The organism is Gammaproteobacteria bacterium, assembly GCA_035279405.1.
Lineage (GTDB): Bacteria > Pseudomonadota > Gammaproteobacteria > Natronospirales > REEB76 > REEB76.
Genome location: DATEHU010000021.1, coordinates 1 through 17602 on the forward strand (window position 1 = coordinate 1; position 17602 = coordinate 17602).

The window sequence follows — 17602 nt, forward strand, 5'->3', positions numbered from 1 at the left end:
AGCGCGATCGACATCTACGCGGCTCACCGCTGCACCCACCAACTCCCCGCCAGCCATCGCCACAACGGCAGGATAGCTATCGACGCATTTGACAACGTCTGCGAGGCTAAAGACCGGGGGTTCGTCCGTCGTCTTCGATTCTGCATCCAGCCGCACAATGGCCTCGAGATCGGCCGATTCGAAATCGCGCAGTTTCCACCCGACACTCATCTCACGCCCTCTTACCGGCGAATTCAACTGCGCCAGCGCCACTCGATTTGCGCGCTGGTCTGGATGCCGGCGAATGGAATTTTGTGAGATGATGTTACTGCACGCTACATGCTGTCAATCCAGGTCTGAGGCAGTTCCATTGACAGTCTCTTTTAATACCATGCATTTGCCGAAGAATTTGGAGGCAATCATGAATACGAAACTTGTACTGAGCACAGTTTTGGCTTTGTCATTGCTAAGTGCCGGAGCCTACGCCAAGGATTACACCGTGAAAGAACTGAATGCCGGCACGGGAGGCACCTTCGTATTCGAACCGAACTTTCTGCACATTCAGCCCGGAGATTCAGTGCATTTCGTAGCCGCTGATGCCGGCCACGACAGCCAATCCTATCTGGTGCCTAAGGGCGCCCAGAGCTGGACCGGCGAAGTTAGTATGGACATCACAGTAAAGTTCACCCAGGAGGGCGTGTACCTGTATGAATGCAATCCGCACCACATGTTTGGCATGCTCGGTGTTATCCAGGTGGGCAAGGCCATAAACAAAGCCACCGCCGAAAAGGCTGCGGCTGACATGGAAAAACAGCAAATCATGAACCAGGGCCGGCTGGAGGCCCTGATGAAGGAAATCCACTGAGATTAAGCCTGCGGACAGTCGGCGTGTGGGATTGCCTGGGACCCAGACGTGCCACAGGGATCGCGCGGCATACCAGCGAAATCGAATATTCCCACGCCCCCGCAATTTGATTTGCATCTGTTGAACGCGACCAGCGTTGCAGACCGCCTCGGTTAATACGCGCTGTTCACCGTGCACCATCGCCTGACGCAAGCGTGTTGCTGAATTGAACCCAAGCCTCCGTAAATCGCTGCAGGGCGTCGCGCTACAGTGGCTCAACCATGCAGCACATCCGCCCGCATAAGCTTCACTGTTGATTTTATTACGCAAGATTTAACCGGCTTGTGGTACATAAACTGTACTAATTTCTGGATCCGCCGGTGAAAACAAAATAGTTAGCGAGACTTTACGGGATTGCAATTTCACGTGTATCAAATATTTACACGTGTTTTGCCGGATGTTTCATTGGCACGCGTAATTACACGCGTACTGTGCGCAAAAAATATCTTGACAATCGAATATGCACGGCGGAGATTACCACGCCGTAATTCATGCATCCTGGGGTAATGACATGATTAACGAGACCGATGTCTGGATTGATGCACTTGTCGGTATTGGGTTGGTCTCGCTGGGGTTCATCTACGTGATCATCCAGGCCGGCAAGTCCGCAGATGCGAAAGTCGCTGAACACATCCACAAGCATTCCAACGTGGTGCGCCGCTGGTTGTTTGCGCTGCTGCTGGTGATCTTTGTCGTGGGCAGTTTTATCACGCTCCGGCATTTCCCGATTCCGCCGCAACATGCACCGCTGGCCGCCAAGCAGGTCGTCAATGTGGTCGGCCACCAGTGGTCCTGGGAGTTGAGCACCACTCAGATCACTGCCGGTGTTCCGGTTGAATTCCAAGTGACCAGCGCCGACGTCAATCACGGCTTTGCCATCTATGCGCCGAATGACCGCATCGTGGTGCAAACCCAGGCTATGCCAGGCTACACCAACAAGATTCTTTACACCTTCAAGCAGCCGGGTAACTACACAATCAACTGCCTCGAGTACTGCGGTCTCGGCCATCACGTGATGACGGCCCAGCTGAATGTTGTCGCCCCCACCGGAGGACACACACCATGAGCTCACTGGAACTCTATCCCGCGGATGAAAAACTCCCGCGCAGCGAACGCATAGTCTTTGACCTTTACATCATCACTGCGGTGGTGCTGTTCGTGCTGATGATGCTGCTGGGTCTGAGCATGCGCCTGACCCAAGCTACTTGGGCGGGTGTCGGCCCCAAGCTGTTCTACGAGATCCTTACCATGCATGGTGCTGGCATGGTGGGTACTACGGCACTGGCGACTGTTGCGGTCATGTGGTTTTTTCTGCGCAAGTACGTGAAGTTGCACTTGTGGGCGTTCCTGACCAACTACATGCTGTTCCTGTTGGGTGCGCTAGCCATCATCATCGCGATATTTGTCGGCGGCTATGCCGGCATGTGGACGTTCCTGTATCCCTTGCCGGTACATTCCGAGGGCATCTGGAGCAATAACGCCGCGGCATTGTTCTTTATCGGCTATCTGCTGATCGGCGTGGGTTTTCTGCTGTTTTACCTGGATGCCTCGGCGGGCATCATCCGCAAGTTCGGCAATTTTGGACGGGCGATGGGCCTGCAGTGGCTGTTCGGCGGGACCATAGACCAGTCGCACCCCAAAACCGTGGTCGCCAGTACCATGGTAATCATCGCCAACTCCATCGGCATCCTGGCTGGCGCGGTGGTCCTGGTGATGTGCCTGATCAACGCCTATTTCCCCACCGTTGTGCTCAATGCTCTAGTGGTCAAGGAATTAATTTACTGGTTCGGCCACATGTTTATCAATGCGACCATTTACATGGGCGTGATCGCCGTGTACGAGCTGCTGCCGCGTTATACCGGGCGTCCGTACACCATCAACCGGGTGTTTCTGTGGGCCTGGGCGGTCAGTTGTGTATTCGTGATCGTGGTGTTCCCGCACCACCTGCTGATGGACTTCGCCCAACCCCGCTGGCTCGCGATTATCGGCCAGGTGGTTTCCTGGGGCGCTGGTTTCCCGGTGTTCCTGGTGACCGCTTACGGCGTACTCACCAATATTTACCGCTCGAACATACGCTGGAAAATGCCGTCCCGGCTAATGGTGCTGTCGGTGTTCGGTTGGGCCGCCGGCATCGTTCCGGCGATGCTTGACGGCACTATTGTGGTCAACAAGCTGATGCACAACACCCAGTGGGTACCGGGACACTTCCATTTCTACATCATATTGGGCGTGCTGCCCATGGCGCTCGCGACCATGTACCACGTGATCGGTAGCCGCGCACAATCGCCTGACGATGTCGGCGGCGATAAGCTGAGCATTCCGCTTTTTTTGGTCGGCGGACTAACTTTCGTTCTGGCGTTCCTCTATGCCGGAGATCACAGCGTGCCGCGGCGTTATGCCGTGCATCTGCCACAGTGGTTGCCGTATGACAAGGCCGGCTCTATCGGCGCCATGCTGATTATCCTGGGGATGCTGTTATTTGCCGTGCGTATCATCGCCGGCCTGTTGAAGGTCCCTGCCGATGTCGGTTCTGCGCACCCTGGCGGTTAGCGTCAGCCTGATCGTTCTCGGCCTCGTCACGCTGGCGATTGCCACTGACGATTTCCGTGCCTTCACCAGCGAGACCGCGCGCCGCATCGAAGTGCGTCAACATCCGCGCCCGCTGCCGCCGGTCACACTCGAGAGCCAGACCGGCGAGCGCTTCGATCTTGCCGGACTGCGGGGTAAGTGGCTGGTAGTGGATTTCATCTATACCCGCTGCATGAGCCTGTGTTCAGTCTTGGGCGGCAAGTTCGTGCAGCTTCAGGACCAGTTGGCCACGCCCCTAGCGCAGAATCGGATACAACTGCTCAGCATCAGCTTTGACCCGGAACGCGACACGCCCGCGCAACTCGCCGATTATCTCTACCGCTTCAACAACCACGGCACGGGCTGGTTGGCTGCGCGCCCGCTGAACGCGCAGGGACTCGACACGCTGAAACACGTCTTCGGCGTAACTGTAGTTCCCGACAATGCGGGCGGGTACGTGCACAACGACGCCATTGAAATCGTTGACCCGCAGGGCCGCCTGGTCAATATTCTCGACAGCGACACGCCGGCCAAATCCGTTGGCGAGATCGTGTTGCGGTATCTGAACCGGTGATGATCAGCGTCCGGCAGCGCTCGGTCCTGATTGCCGCGGTCATCTTTGTCGTCCTGCTGCTGCCGCCGGTCATCCATGCCCTGCAGGCGCGCATGGCGATGCAGATGCTGGTGCAGATTCCGCTGCTGATCGCGGTGGGCTACTTGTTGCGCGCGGCCGTGCCGCAACGGCTGGCGACGGCGATCGCCGCCTGGAATCTCAACGGCATCAGCGGGATGCTGCTCGCAACCTTCGCCACCGCCTTCTGGATGCTGCCGCGCTCACTGGATGCCGCCGCGTCCGAACCGCTGTTCACACTCGCCAAGTTCGTCAGCGTACCGCTGTTGATCGGCTTGCCGATGGGGCTGAGCTGGCCGCGCATGAACTTCGTGGTGCGCGGGGTTTTCCTCATGGAACTCATCGCCATGTTCTTCCGCTTCGGCTGGCTGTACCTGATCTCGCCCGTCAGGCTGTGCAACAATTACCTGCTGGACGACCAGCAGCGTACCGGCCAATTCATGCTGCTGATCGGCGCGACCATCCTCGTATGGGCCGCCTTCAAACTCCTGTGGGGACATTTCAATTGGTCGCCGGACAGCCAGCGGATCGCATCGATCCCGGCGCGCTCCGCGCCCGATACTCATCGCCCGGCGGATCGCTGAGCGCGCAGCCATGGTTGCGAGCGGTTTTCCTTGATCGCTGAAAAAGACGTAAATGGAACGGCGTCTCAGTCCGCATTCAAGAGGCCGAGGATTTTTCCGATATCGAAACCAGCCGCGCGTTCTTCAAGCGTGGAACCGGGGCGCCAGGGGATATCGCCGACCGGCGGTGCGCTGAGGCTCTGCGCGAGAGTTGCCAGATTTTCCGCGCGCCGCTCGAAGCCGGGATCAATGCTGTTCGCCACCCAGCCGGCAAGCCGCAAGCCGTCCGCCTGAATGGCACGCGCGCTGAGCCGCGCATGGTTGAGGCAGCCCAGGCGCAAACCCACGACCAGGATCACCGGCAAACCGAGAGCGCCCGCCAGCTCCGGAACACCCCAGGAATCGCCCAAGGGCACTTGCCAACCACCGACGCCTTCTACCACGACCGCGTCGGCGCCCTCGCATAGTTGCCGAAAACTTTCCAGGATTCTCGGCAATGCAATCGTCGCGCCGGTTTCGGCCGCCGCCAGGTGTGGCGCGATGGGCGGCACGAACGCGTAGGGATTCACCAGCGCGTAAGGCCGCGGCAGACTCGCGGCGGCCTGCAATTGCAGTGCGTCGTGGTTGCGCAAACCGTCGGGCGTCGCCAGCGCGCCGCTAGCTACCGGTTTCATGCCCACGGTTTTCACGCCTTTGCGCGCCAGCGCGTGGAGCACGGCGGCGGCCACCCAGGTCTTGCCCACACCGGTATCGGTACCGGTAATGAAAAAGCCGCGCATCAGCGTTCGGCCCCGTGCGCGTGCAGCACGGCATCGCGCTCGGCCGGGGTGAGCATGCCGGCGGGCAGGTACGCCGGCGTCCAGGCCGTGCCATAGACGACTTCATAGGTCGCCGGCAAACGCCCGTCGCGCCGGAAGCGCTCGTACGCCGCAGTCAGTTGCGCCGCGCGCCGTCGCCCACCGAGGCCGCGCGGCCGGCCAGCCGTGACATTGTGTGCGCCGATGGCTTTCAGATCCTGCGCGAGCGCCTGCACGTTGGCATAGGTGAGCGTCAGTTGCTCTACGTCCATCACCGGCTCGACAAAGCCGGCGCGTATCAATGCGTCGCCGACATCGTGCATGTCAATGAAGCGGTTCACGTGGTTGAGACCGTCCACTTCGCGCCACGCGCTGCGCAACTCCTTCAACGTATCGGGTCCAAAGCTGCTGAACAGCAGCAGTGCGTGCGGCGCGAGCGTGCGCCGCAACTCCACCAGTGCCTGATCGAGATCGTCGCACCATTGCAGCACCAGGTTGCAGTAAATGAAATCAAAACTTCCCGCCCTGAACGGCAGATGCAACGCATCCGCGCAGGTCAGCGGCACGCGTCGCCAAAAGCCCAGCCGGCGGCGCGCCGCCAGCAGCATGTTGAAGGCGAAATCCACGGCCACCAACCGCGCACGCGGATAACGCCGGCGCAGCTCGGGCAGATTGCGCCCGGTGCCGCAACCCAGGTCCAGCACGCGCGCCGGCTGGATCGCGGTCAGCTCCAGGCGTTCCAGCAGGCGCCGGGCGACTTCCTGCTGCAGCGCGGCGGCCGCATCGTAGCCGCGGGCCGCACGCTCGAAAGCCGCGCGCAGCTGTTGCCGGTCGAGCGAAAACTCATCCATGCGGCGATGCTCCGTGGGCTGATGCCGGAGCAGCCGTGGCATGCAGCGGCGCGAGGAAATCCCGCACGGCCGCGAGGAATTCCCGCGGATGCGACACAAACGGCGCGTGCGCGGCTTTTGGGACACTGAACAGGCGCCCACCGGAAATCGCATGCGCCAGCCAAGCGCCGGCTGCGGGCGGGACCACGCGGTCGTACTCGCCGGTCATTACCAAAGTGGGCTGTGCCAGGCGCGGCACAGCGGCACGCAAGTCGCTGCTGCGCAGGATTTCGAGACCCGCCGCCAGACTCTGCGCATCGGGCTCGACACAGACGGACAGGCTGGCACTCAACTGCCGCAAGCTGGTGCGCGCATGCTCGCTGCCCTGCACCTGCAAGGCGAGAAACCGGTGCACCGTACCGCGGTAATCGCGTGCAAGTTCGCGGCTGAAGTCCGCCAGTTGCTCCGGCGCCATCGCGCAGTCCCAGTCCGGCGCCGTCACGAAACGCGGCGTGCTGCTGGTGAGGATCAACGCGCGCACGCGTTGTGGGAAATCCAGCGCCGCCTGCTGCGCCACGAGTCCGCCCAGTGACCAGCCGAGCCACACGGCGTTTTGCGGCGCCGCATGCACGACCAGCTCTGCGAGCGCCGACAACGTTGCCGGCATCGGCACCACGCGGCTGCGGCCATGGCCTGGAAGATCCACACGCGTAACGCGCCAGTCGCGCGCCAGTTCGGGCACCAGGCTGTCCCACACGCCACCGTGCAGCGCCCAGCCGTGGACCAGGAACAGATCCAAACCCTGGCCGAGGGTTTCAGTGTGCAGGGTCGGAGACATGGATGGGGTGCTGAACGCGGCGTGCAAGAAAATCTACCGGCTTACGGATCGCATCACTTGCGCCAAGGCGTCAAGCAATTGATCCACCTGCGCATCGCTGTGTGCGGCGGTCAGCGTCAGGCGCAGGCGCGCGCTGCCGGCCGGAACCGTGGGCGGGCGGATGGCGACGGCCAGAATCCCGCGCGCCGCAAGCGCGTCGGAAATCGTGAGCGCCCGCGCGGCATCGCCGATCATGAGCGGCTGGATGGCGGTGCGTGACTCCAGCAACGGCAGGTCAAGGGCGGCGGCACCCGCGCGGAAACGCGCAATCAGCGCGTGCAATTTCTCGCGCCGCCAGCTTTCGGTGCGCAGAAGCCTGAGTGCAGCGCGCGTGGCTTCCGCCCAGGCCGCCGGGGACGCGGTTGTATATATATAGGTACGCGCGTGCTGGATGAGTGTCTCGATCAACGCCTCGCTGCCCGCCACAAAGGCGCCGAACGTGCCCAGGGCCTTGCCGAGCGTCGCCATCAATACCGGCACTGCATCCCTGCCCAGCCCGAAGTGCTCCAGTGCGCCGCGGCCATTCGCACCCAACACACCGAGGCCGTGTGCATCATCCACCATCAGAATGGCCTGCGCCGGCCCGCATTCCCGCGCCAAATCCGGCAAGGGTGCGAGATCGCCATCCATGCTGAATACCGAGTCGGTCATGACCAGCGTGCGGCGCGCAGTCGTCGTCAGGCGCCGCTGCAGTGCATCGGTATCGGCATGCACATAGCGCACGAAACGCGCGCCGCTGAGCAAGCCCGCGTCCAGCAGTGAGGCATGGTTCAGCCGGTCCTCGACTACGAGGTCTCCGCGTTTCACCAATGCACCCGCAATCCCGAGATTCGCGAGGTAGCCGCTGGAAAACAGCAGGGCTCGCGGACGCTGCACGAATTCCGCGAGTTCCTCTTCGAGCGCGTGGTGCGCGCGCGTGTGCCCGGTCACCAGATGTGCGGCGCCGCTGCCTGTGCCGTACTGGTCGAGCCCGCGGCGCGCGGCGTCCGCCAGCGCCGGATGTGCAGCCAAGCCGAGGTAGTCGTTGCTGGAGAAATTCAGCAGCCGCCGGCCGTTGACCGCAATCTCCGCGCCCTGTGGCCCTTCGACAATACGCCGGCGGCGGTACAGCGATCGGGCGGTGAGCGACTCCAGCTCCGCGCAGAGCGCGTGGTCAAGTCGCTGCGCGGCTTTGGGCATGTGAGGCGTCGGCCGCGGCGCGCCGTGCGCTCACGCCGGCATGCGGTTCCGCGTGGATGCCGAGACGCGCAAGCAGTTGGCGATCGTGATCCTGTTCGGGATTCCCGGTGGTCAACAGCTTGTCGCCGTAGAAAATCGAATTCGCGCCGGCGAAAAACGCCAGAGCCTGCAGCTCGTCGCTCATCTGGGCGCGGCCCGCAGAGAGGCGCACGTGCGAGCGCGGCATGAGGATGCGCGCCACGGCAATCACACGCACGAAATCCAGGGGATCGACTGGCGCCGCGTGATCCAGCGGCGTGCCCGGCACCCGCACCAGCTGGTTGATGGGGACACTCTCCGGATGTTCAGGCAGGCTTGCGAGCGTGTGCAGCATCTTGGCGCGATCGGTGACGCTTTCGCCCATGCCGATGATGCCGCCGCAGCACACGCGCATGCCGGCCGCACGCACCGCTTCGAGCGTGTCGAGACGATCTTGAAATGTACGGGTGCGGATAATCTCGGCATAAAACTCCTCGGACGTGTCGATATTGTGGTTGTAGTAATCGAGTCCGGCCTCCGCGAGCCGCTGCGCCTGTTGCGGCGTCAGCATGCCGAGCGTCGCACAGGTCTCCATGCCCAACGCGCGCACCTGCTTCACCATGTCAATGATCTGGTCCAGATCCTTGTCCCTGGGTGAGCGGTAAGCGGCGCCCATACAGAAGCGCGTGGCGCCGCTCGCATGCGCGCGCTTGGCCTGCACCACGACGTCTTCGACGTGCATGAGCTTCTCGGCCTTGAGGCCGGTGTGGTAGCGGGCGCTCTGCGGACAATAGGCGCAATCCTCCGGGCAGGCGCCGGTCTTAATGGACAGCAGCGTCGAAATCTGCACGCTGTTGGGGTCGAAGTGCCGGCGGTAAACCGAATGCGCGCGATACAGCAGGTCGTTGAACGGCAGTGTAAACAGGGTCTGCACTTCGGCGAGCGTCCAGTCGTGGCGCAAGTCGTTGTCGGCGGCCGTCAGGGAAGACATGGTGAGCCTCGGCTGGGCGTGGCATGATGCTGCGGCAGCGCGCCGCAACGGATGCACGCAGTGTAGCGACGCACAATCGGCTGTCAACTTTGGAGCACCAAGGATGGTTTACGGTTGGCTGGCACGGGCAAGTCGCCGACTCTATCCGCCTTACTGTTTGCTGTGTTCGCAGCCGAGCCACAGCCGGCACGAACTATGCGCTGACTGCACGCACGATCTCCCCTGGAACCGCCACGCCTGCCCGCGCTGTGCGCTGCCCGTGCCGGTCGAAAGCGGCACAGCGCTTTGCGGCGCATGCCTCAAATCCCCGCCACCCTGGGACAGCACCGCCAGTCCGCTGATTTACGACTGGCCGCTCGATCAGTTGCTGCAACGCTTCAAATTCAGCGGCGACCTCGCCACCGGCCAGTTACTCGGCGAGTTGTTGGCGGAATTTGTCGCGTCCCTGCCCACACCCTGGCCGGACCTGCTCATCCCGATTCCGCTGCACAGTGCGCGCCTGCGCGAGCGCGGCTTCAATCAGGCCCTGGAGCTTGCGCACCCGGTAAGCCGGCGGCTGCACCTGCGCCTCGACAACCGAGCCTGCCTGCGCCGCAAGAACACCGCGATGCAGTCGAAACTGGATGCCAAGGAGCGGCGGCGCAATCTGCGCGATGCCTTCGAAGTGCGCACCTCGTTCCAGAGTGTGCACGTGGGCATCCTCGATGATGTGGTCACTACCGGCGCCACGGTCGCGGCGCTCAGCCAGGCGTTGCGCGCGGCGGGTGCCGCCCGGATATCCGTGTGGAGCTTGGCGCGGGCCGCCCGCCCGACGTGAGCGGCCCCGGGCCGCCCGTATAGTACGGTTGTCAAAGCAACCCGACTTCGTACCATAATGTCAGCTGTTGGCATCCAATGAGCGGGCCGGGGCATCAGCATGGAATCGCAGCACCAGCAGAAAGTAAGCACCGCTGATCTGGAAGTGGGCATGTACGTTGCGCGCCTCGACCGGCCGTGGGCCGGCACGCCGTTTCTGTTCCAGGGTTTCTTCATTGAGTCACAGGATGACATTGATGAACTGCGGCGCATTTGCCAGTACGTTTACATAGACCTGGAACGGCATTACGAGGAAAACCCCCGCGCCAAAGCCCGGGGCACCGGCAACTACAGTGCCACCACCGAAGTCACCAGCACGAACCTCGTCAAAACGCGCGTGGATTCCAGAAGCGATCGCGCCAATCGCACGCTCAGCGCGAGTTCCCGCTCCATGGAAGAGGAGCTACCAGCCAGCAAACAAGCATACGACGAAGCCAATCATGCCATGCACGAGATGATCACCAAACTGGAAACCGACGGCCGCCTGGATGTGCAGCTCGCCGTGGTCGCCGTTGAGCCCATGGTGGAGAGCGTGTTGCGCAATCCCGACGCCATGATCTGGCTGACACGCATGAAAAGGCACCATGCCTACATGTATAACCACTCGGTGAGCAGTGCGATCTGGGGCGTTGCCTTTGCGCGCCATCTGGGGCTCAGCAAAGCAGGGCTGCGAGAAATCGGGTTGGGCTGCATGTTGTTTGACGTGGGCAAAACCAAGCTGCCGCAGACGCTGCTCGCGAAACCCGACAAACTCAACGAGACAGAGTGGCATGTGGTGCGCAATCACGTGCAATACAGCCTGAATCTGCTGGAGGGTGCGAGTGAAGTGACTCGAACCACCCAAGACCTGGTGCGCTGGCATCATGAACGTCACGACGGCAGCGGCTATCCCGACGGACTCAAAGAAAACGAGATCCCCATGTCCGCCAAGATCGCCGGCATGGTGGACAGCTACGATGCCATTACCACAGCACGGCCTTACAGTCACTTGCGCTCGCCGTACGAGGCGGTGCGCGAGATTTACACCTGGCGCGGCACCTTGTTTCAGTCCGAGGTGGTGGAGCAGTTCATGCAGGTGGTCGGCGTATTCCCCACCGGTTCGCTGGTGGAACTGAATAACGGCTCCGTAGCGGTGGTGCTTGCGCAAAACGACACCCGCCGGCTCAAACCGCGCGTCATGCTGGTACTGGATGAAAACAAGCAACGTCTGCCGCAGTTCACTACCGTAGACCTGATGTTCGATTCACATCTCAAGGGCGCCGACAAGCTGTGGATTGAAAAAGGCCTGGAGCCGGGTGCCTACGGCGTTGATCCAGAAGAACTCTACCTGTAGGCCGGACATGCCAGTCACTTCGGACAAGATCGTATCGCTGCAACCGGACCGGCCCCTGCTGGTCCGGCACCTCGAAGACTACGTCGGCGGCGTTCAAGGTCCGCTCGCGTTGCTGGTGGTGCAAATCCGGCGCGGACGGGAATTCGGCACGCTATTCGGTTTCCGCAAGCTTGAAGACGTGGTGCAGCAGGTGGCGGAACGCCTCGGCCGCGCGTGTCGCCACTCCGACCGCATCCTGCGCATCGGCGAGTACGAGTACGCGCTGATCCTGCCCGGACTCATCAATGAGGGCCACGCCGTGCTCGCCGCCAACAAGATCCTGCGCACGCTGGCCGAGCCCCTGGTCATTGACCAGCAGCGGGTCTCCATGGGCGCGTGCATCGGCGTCGCGCTCTGCCCCAATCACGCCAAGCTGGCCGAGCCGCTGTTGCACTGTGCGGAACTGGCGCGCGCCGAAGCCGAGCGTCGCGGACAGGCGTTTGCGATCTACAACGAGTCGGCATCCGCGGAGCTGGCGAGTCACTGGGGCATCGAGAACGAGCTGGATCAGGCGCTCGAAGGCGGCGAGCTGGAAACCTTTTATCAGGCAAAAATCAGCCTGAGCGACGGGCGGTTGGCCGGCGCCGAGACTTTGGTGCGCTGGCGCAGCCCCACGCGCGGGCTGGTGCCACCCGACCAGTTCATTCCCGTGGCCATGCAATCCGGCCAGATCAGCGCGCTCACCTGGTCGGTACTCAACATGGCGCTGCAGCAGGCCAGCAATTGGCCCACGCGCTTCGGCCCGCTGCCGGTGTCGGTCAACATCGCACCCGTGCTGCTTGACGACCCGACACTGGTGAGCCGTGTGACGGATGCCATGAATCTCTGGGGCCTGAGATCCAACCGCCTGATTCTCGAGGTCACCGAATCGGGAATCATGCGCGATCCGGAGCAGAGCTTCGAGACGCTGCGCAGGCTTACCGGCACGGGCGCGCTGATTTCGATTGATGACTTCGGTACCGGTTACTCCTCGCTCGCGAACTTCCGGAACATGCCGGTTTCGGAACTCAAGATCGACAAGGGCTTTGTCATCGACATGCTCAAGAATCCGGGCGACGAGAAAATCGTGCGCGTCATCATTGATCTGGCGCGCACCTTCCGCCTGTCGGTGGTGGCCGAAGGCGTGGAGAGTCAGGGAATTCTCAAGGCTCTGGCCGGAATGCAGTGCGATTACGCGCAGGGCTACTACATCAGCAAGCCGTTGCCGTCCGACGCGTTCGTGAAGTTCATACAGGATTACCAGCCGCCGGCGATGTGACTCGGCTTCAGATTCCGGCGCTGAAGGTGTAATGCAGCAGGATGCCGGCGAATACCGCGGCGCCAAACCAGTTGTTGTTCATGAAGGCCTGGAAGCAGCGCTGCGGATTGCGGCGCCGGATCAGCGCCTGCTGGTACACCGCGAACAGCAGTGCAAACCCCAGCCCCACGTAATACACCGCGCTCATGCCGGCGTGATAGCCGACCAGCACCAGATCCGCGATGAGCAGTACCTGCAGAATGCCGATGATCAACCGGTCCAGATCGCCGAACAGGATGGCGCTGGATTTCACCCCGATGCGGATGTCGTCACGCCGGTCCACCATGGCGTACATGGTGTCGTAAACCGTTGACCAGATGATGTTGGCGATGAAGATCAGCCAGGCGATGGTCGGCACCTGCCCGGTGACCGCGGCATAGGCCATGGGAATGCCCCAGCCGAAAGCCATGCCAAGATACGGCTGCGGCAGATAGGTGTAACGCTTCATGAACGGATAGGTGAGCACCAACACCGCGCCGATAATCGCCAATTCCTGCGTCAGACGGTTGAGCAGCAGCACCAATACCGCGCCCATGGCGCACAGCACCAGGAACAATATCATCGCCTCCCACACCTGCACCTCGCGCGTCGCCAGCGGCCGGTCGCGCGTACGCTGCACGTGCGGATCGAAGCTGCGATCGGCAAAGTCGTTCATGATGCAACCCGCGGAGCGCATCACGAACACACCGATCACGAAGATCGCAAACATTTTGGGCGTGGGCCGGCCCTGGCTCGCCAGCCACAGTGCCCACAGCGTCGGCCACAGCAGCAGGAAACTGCCGATTGGGCGGTGCAGGCGCATCAGCCGGAGATAGATCCAGGCGCGCCGTCCGGCCGCCGGCAGCCAGTTGCGCAGCAGCCGGCTGTAACGCAGTTTGTTCCACAGCGGGCGCAGGCGCGGATCCATCAACGCTCCGGTACACCGAAAAAACATTCATAGATGAGCAGGCGGCTGTCGCCCAGACTCAGCACCGAGCGCCGCGCCCAGAGAATTGCCGGAGCATGTTCAATATCCTTGACCGCGGAGCGGTACAAAGGCTGGCTAGCGTCCAGGCGGGCCACCTCGATCGCGCTGCGCTGCGCATCGGCCGCGGCAAACACTCGATCACCCAGAGGCTGGGAATTAAGGTCTTGCAGCCAGCTTGCGGCTTTTGACGGCGCTAGAGTGCGCGCATAGACGAGCGGCACAGCGCCGCACAACTGCACTTCGCGCAAGCGTGCGGTGGTGCCCGGGAGCGTGCGCAGCAGCATGGCATCCTCGGCGCTGAGCTGCACCGCGCCCTCATGCAGAACGTTGACATGAAACGCATCGCCCACGGCCGCGCGCAGCTTTTCCGTGAGCGAGTCCGAGTGACTCAACCACGGCCACAACGCCGTGACCTGTGGTTCGCGCCGCCAGGCATCCGCCGGCCGCCACAGCGACTGCCCGTCAGTGGGGAGTGGATTGGCGGTCAGCTCAGGCATGGGCGCTCAAACCTCGCGGTAACGACTGCCGTCGGCCAGCCAGCGCGTGACCAGTGCGCTGACGCGCTCGGGATAACGCTCCAGCAGCAGGCTCGCGGTCTGTTGCACCTGCGGAATGAGCGGCGCATCGCGGGTCAGGTCGGCGATGCGCAGGCGCAATTCCCCCGCCTGGCGCGTACCCAGCAGCTCGCCGGGCCCGCGCAGTTCGAGATCGCGGCGCGCGATTTCGAAGCCGTCATTGGTGGCGCGCATGACCTCGAGGCGTGCACGCGCCGCCGCCGACAGCGGCGCATGGTAGAGCATCACACAGGTCGACTCCAGCGCGCCGCGCCCCACGCGCCCGCGCAACTGGTGCAGTTGCGCGAGCCCGAGGCGCTCGGCGTTCTCGATGATCATGAGGCTCGCGTTCGGCACATCCACACCGACTTCAATCACTGTGGTGGCCACCAGCAGCTGGATGTCGCCCGCGCGGAAGTGCGCCATGGCACGTTCCTTGAGCCGCGCCGGCATGCGTCCATGTACCAGTCCGACGCTCAGCTCGGGCAGCGCGGCAGCAAGCGCCGCGGCAGTATCCTCGGCTGCCTGACATTGCAGCACTTCGGATTCCTCGATCAGCGGGCACACCCAGTACACCTGGCGCCCGGCGCGGCAGGCCTGATGCACGCGCGCCACTACCTCGGCGCGGCGGCGCTCGGCGACCGCCACGGTTTTCACCTTTGTGCGCCCCGGTGGCAACTCGTCAATCGCCGACATATCGAGATCGGCGTACGCGGTCATGGCCAGGGTGCGTGGAATCGGTGTGGCTGTCATGATCAGCTGGTGCGGATGGCCGTCGGTCTGCGCGCCTTTTTCACGCAACGCCAAGCGTTGGTGCACGCCGAAGCGATGCTGCTCGTCAATGATGACCAGTCCGAGCCTGGCGAAGCTCACGTCGGTTTGAAACAGCGCATGCGTTCCAACCGCGAGCGGGGCCTGACCACTGCGTATTTTCGCCAAGCTCAGTGCGCGTTGCGCGGCCGACAATCGCGCCGTGAGCCAAGCGGGTTCCAGGCCCAGCGGCGTAAACCAGGCGAGAAAATTGCGGTAGTGCTGTTCGGCCAGAAGCTCGGTGGGTGCCATGAGCGCCGCTTGCCAGCCGGCGCCGATGCAATGCAGCGCAGCAAGCGCCGCCACCACGGTCTTGCCGCACCCCACATCGCCCTGCACCAGCCGCATCATGGGGTGCGGCCGGGAAAGATCCTGCAGGATTTCCTGCGCCACACGCTGCTGTGCGCCGGTCAACCGGAATGGCAGCGACGCCAGGAACTTGTCCGCGAGCGGGCTTGCCCCCGCGATTACCGGCGCGCGGCTGCGGTCGGCTTTCTGGCGCAACTGGCGCAGACTCAGGTGGTGCGCCAGCAATTCCTCGAAGGCCAGGCGCTGCTGCACCGGGTGCGAGCCGTCCAGGAGCGCCGCCACCGGCGCATCGATCGGCGGTCGGTGCACGTAGCGCAGCGCCGCGCTCAAATCCGGCAGGTGTGTCTGGCGCAGGAATTCCTCCGGCAGCAGCTCCGGCAACAGCGCGGGATCGTCATTCAACCACTGCAGCGCCTGGCCGGCGAGCGCGCGCAACTTCGCCTGGCCGATGCCTTCGGTGGCGGGATAAATCGGCGTGAGTGCCGTCTCCTTGGGCGGCGCACCGGCTTCTTTCAGGATCTGGTATTCCGGATGCACCATTTCCAGGCCGGCCGTGCCGGTGCGCACTTCACCGTAGCAACGCAGATGCACGCCGCGCGCAAACGCCTCGGTCTGCGATTGCCTGAAATGAAAGAAACGCAGCGTGAGGGCACCGCTGCCATCGCTCACGCGCACCAGCAACACGCGGCGGCGGCGAATCACGGTATCGGCCAGTTCCACCACGGCTTCGATCATGGCCGGCTGGCCGGCACGCAGCGCGCCGATAGGCGTAACCTTGCTGCGATCCTGGTAGCGCAGCGGCAGATGGAAAAGCACATCGGAGAGCGTGCGCACCTCGAGGCGTGCGAGCTTGTCCGCGAGTTGCGGTCCTACGCCCCGCAAGTAACGTACGGGCGTGTCACCGCGCAGGCTGTGCGCAACCGGTTGCGGGGCAACGGATCTCACACTGCCATTACCGCATCCACTTCCAAGAGTGCGCCGCGCGGTAGTGCCGCGACACCCACGGTCACACGCGCCGGATAGGGCGGGTGGAAATACTCGGCCATGATTTCGTTGACCTTGGCGAAGTGCACCAGGTCGGTGAGATACACCGTGACGCGCACCACCTGTTCCAAACCCTTGCCCGAAGCTTCGGCCACTGCCTTGAGGTTGGCGAACACGCGCCGTGCCTCGGCATCAACACCGCCCTCTACCAGCTCACCGGTTTTCGGATCGAGCGCGATCTGGCCGGAAAGATACACGCTGTTGCCAGCGCGGATGGCCTGCGAATACGGGCCGATGGCTTTGGGGGCAAGATCAGTGTGAATAGCTGTGCGGGTCATGATTTCCTCCAGCACAAAGTATGCGATGGGCCTTCATCTTAGCCGCTTGCGTCGCGCCATTGATGGATGCCCCACAGCTTGCAATTGACTCAGCTTGGGCTATATTCAATACGAATCTTAGCGTATTAACTGCCGGTCACGAGTTGACTGCTTATGGGCAATCCAAACTCCCGCGCGGCGAGGAGCACACTGCCATGACCATCCACCTGCCAGGCAGCCGCATGGTGCTGGTTATCAGCCTGTTCCTGGCGCCCTTGACTTGGGCAGCCGCGAGCGCTGGGCGACCCCCATCCGCAGCGCCGCCGGCCATCAGTTCGGCCGCGGACAACAATGTGTCGATCCAGCTCGGCAAAGTGAAAGTCACCGGGAAAATGAAAATCATCCGTGCATTGCAGATCATCAAGGTCGCGCTGAAAACGCCGGAATCCTCCGATCCCAAGCTCGCTAACGTGGTGGTGTGCCGCCTGCATTACGCCGTCGGGAGTCATGCGACCCAGGTGCTGCGGTGCGGTACCAACCGCGACTTGGCCAAACGTCGCGATGCATCTCAGCGCATTACGACAAGTTGGATTGCCAACTGCGGATTCAATTGCGGCACTGCGGCTTACTTCAACGCATGGAACGAGGTTTTGACCGCGCAGCCGGGGAATGTTTTGACCATGGAAGTGAACGGGCCGGCGTTCAGGAACCTGCTTGAAAAAGTGCCTCCGCTGATGACCAAGCCCCTGACGCCGACACCTCCTCCGGCTTCCGCCACTACCCATCCGTAAGTTTCGAGA

Annotated in this window: 19 protein-coding genes; 10 read left to right on the top strand and 9 right to left on the bottom strand. The window is 62.6% G+C overall.

All coding sequences use genetic code 11. The features are described from left to right. The 6 genes from VJR90_02525 to VJR90_02550 form a co-directional block, all read left to right on the top strand. Positions 1–297: hypothetical protein (locus tag VJR90_02525; GenBank protein HKV96348.1), on the top strand; the 297-nt coding region annotated here is incomplete at its 5' end. Between the two features lie 103 nt (positions 298–400). Beyond that, the gene (locus tag VJR90_02530; GenBank protein ID HKV96349.1) at positions 401–844 is read left to right on the top strand and encodes a pseudoazurin; all 444 of its coding nucleotides are present in this window, start codon (positions 401–403) and stop codon (positions 842–844) included. Between the two features lie 550 nt (positions 845–1394). Next, complete coding sequence (locus VJR90_02535; GenBank protein ID HKV96350.1) at positions 1395–1949, top strand: cytochrome oxidase; 555 nt, start codon at positions 1395–1397, stop codon at positions 1947–1949. Beyond that, positions 1946–3433: a cbb3-type cytochrome c oxidase subunit I gene (locus VJR90_02540; protein HKV96351.1), complete on the top strand. Its 1488-nt coding sequence runs from the start codon at positions 1946–1948 to the stop codon at positions 3431–3433. The genes VJR90_02535 and VJR90_02540 overlap by 4 nt, the downstream gene beginning before the upstream one ends. Continuing rightward, complete coding sequence (locus tag VJR90_02545; GenBank protein HKV96352.1) at positions 3405–4025, top strand: SCO family protein; 621 nt, start codon at positions 3405–3407, stop codon at positions 4023–4025. The genes VJR90_02540 and VJR90_02545 overlap by 29 nt, the downstream gene beginning before the upstream one ends. Next, positions 4025–4666: a hypothetical protein gene (locus VJR90_02550; GenBank protein HKV96353.1), complete on the top strand. Its 642-nt coding sequence runs from the start codon at positions 4025–4027 to the stop codon at positions 4664–4666. Before VJR90_02545 ends, VJR90_02550 begins: the two co-directional genes overlap by 1 nt. 65 nt (positions 4667–4731) lie before the next feature. On the opposite strand, the gene bioD is transcribed toward VJR90_02550, so the two are convergent. Genes bioD through bioB form a run of 5 tightly spaced genes read right to left on the bottom strand, consistent with a single transcriptional unit; the run spans position 4732 to position 9337 of the window. Further along, the gene (gene bioD / locus VJR90_02555) at positions 4732–5424 is read right to left on the bottom strand and encodes a dethiobiotin synthase (protein ID HKV96354.1); all 693 of its coding nucleotides are present in this window, start codon (positions 5422–5424) and stop codon (positions 4732–4734) included. Next, a complete protein-coding gene (gene bioC / locus VJR90_02560) occupies positions 5424–6293 on the bottom strand; it encodes a malonyl-ACP O-methyltransferase BioC (GenBank protein ID HKV96355.1) in 870 nt (289 codons plus the stop codon). Before bioC ends, bioD begins: the two co-directional genes overlap by 1 nt. Beyond that, a complete protein-coding gene (gene bioH / locus VJR90_02565) occupies positions 6286–7110 on the bottom strand; it encodes a pimeloyl-ACP methyl ester esterase BioH (GenBank protein HKV96356.1) in 825 nt (274 codons plus the stop codon). Before bioH ends, bioC begins: the two co-directional genes overlap by 8 nt. A 33-nt stretch (positions 7111–7143) precedes the next feature. After that, the gene (gene bioF, locus VJR90_02570) at positions 7144–8328 is read right to left on the bottom strand and encodes an 8-amino-7-oxononanoate synthase (protein ID HKV96357.1); all 1185 of its coding nucleotides are present in this window, start codon (positions 8326–8328) and stop codon (positions 7144–7146) included. Further along, positions 8303–9337, bottom strand: coding sequence for a biotin synthase BioB (gene bioB, locus VJR90_02575; GenBank protein HKV96358.1), 1035 nt, complete (start codon positions 9335–9337; stop codon positions 8303–8305). The genes bioF and bioB overlap by 26 nt, the downstream gene beginning before the upstream one ends. Before the next feature lie 103 nt (positions 9338–9440). Here bioB and VJR90_02580 point away from each other — a divergent pair, with 103 nt between their 5' ends. The 3 genes from VJR90_02580 to VJR90_02590 all read left to right on the top strand — a co-directional run bounded on the left by VJR90_02580 (position 9441) and on the right by VJR90_02590 (position 12822). Further along, entirely contained in the window at positions 9441–10154 is a 714-nt protein-coding gene (locus tag VJR90_02580; GenBank protein HKV96359.1) for a ComF family protein, read from the top strand. A 99-nt stretch (positions 10155–10253) separates the two neighbouring features. Continuing rightward, positions 10254–11525 carry an HD-GYP domain-containing protein gene (locus tag VJR90_02585; protein HKV96360.1) on the top strand — a complete coding sequence of 424 codons (1272 nt, stop codon included), beginning with the start codon at positions 10254–10256 and terminating at the stop codon, positions 11523–11525. 7 nt (positions 11526–11532) lie between these two features. Next, on the top strand, positions 11533–12822 hold the full coding sequence (locus VJR90_02590; GenBank protein ID HKV96361.1) for a bifunctional diguanylate cyclase/phosphodiesterase: 1290 nt from the start codon (positions 11533–11535) through the stop codon (positions 12820–12822). A 7-nt stretch (positions 12823–12829) separates the two neighbouring features. Here the strand turns inward: VJR90_02590 and ubiA are convergent, their stop codons facing one another. From ubiA to VJR90_02610, 4 genes are read right to left on the bottom strand one after another with little or no spacing between them, the layout of a single operon-like run. Then, the gene (gene ubiA / locus VJR90_02595) at positions 12830–13768 is read right to left on the bottom strand and encodes a 4-hydroxybenzoate octaprenyltransferase (GenBank protein ID HKV96362.1); all 939 of its coding nucleotides are present in this window, start codon (positions 13766–13768) and stop codon (positions 12830–12832) included. Next, entirely contained in the window at positions 13768–14325 is a 558-nt protein-coding gene (locus VJR90_02600) for a chorismate lyase (GenBank protein ID HKV96363.1), read from the bottom strand. The genes ubiA and VJR90_02600 overlap by 1 nt, the downstream gene beginning before the upstream one ends. A gap of 6 nt (positions 14326–14331) precedes the next feature. Beyond that, positions 14332–16410 (bottom strand): ATP-dependent DNA helicase RecG, encoded by a 2079-nt coding sequence (gene recG, locus VJR90_02605; protein HKV96364.1) that lies wholly within the window; start codon positions 16408–16410, stop codon positions 14332–14334. Positions 16411–16442: 32 nt separating this feature from the next. Further along, the gene (locus VJR90_02610) at positions 16443–16823 is read right to left on the bottom strand and encodes a RidA family protein (GenBank protein HKV96365.1); all 381 of its coding nucleotides are present in this window, start codon (positions 16821–16823) and stop codon (positions 16443–16445) included. Positions 16824–17017: 194 nt separating this feature from the next. Here VJR90_02610 and VJR90_02615 point away from each other — a divergent pair, with 194 nt between their 5' ends. Then, entirely contained in the window at positions 17018–17593 is a 576-nt protein-coding gene (locus tag VJR90_02615; GenBank protein ID HKV96366.1) for a hypothetical protein, read from the top strand. The last annotated feature ends 9 nt before the right edge of the window (positions 17594–17602 follow it).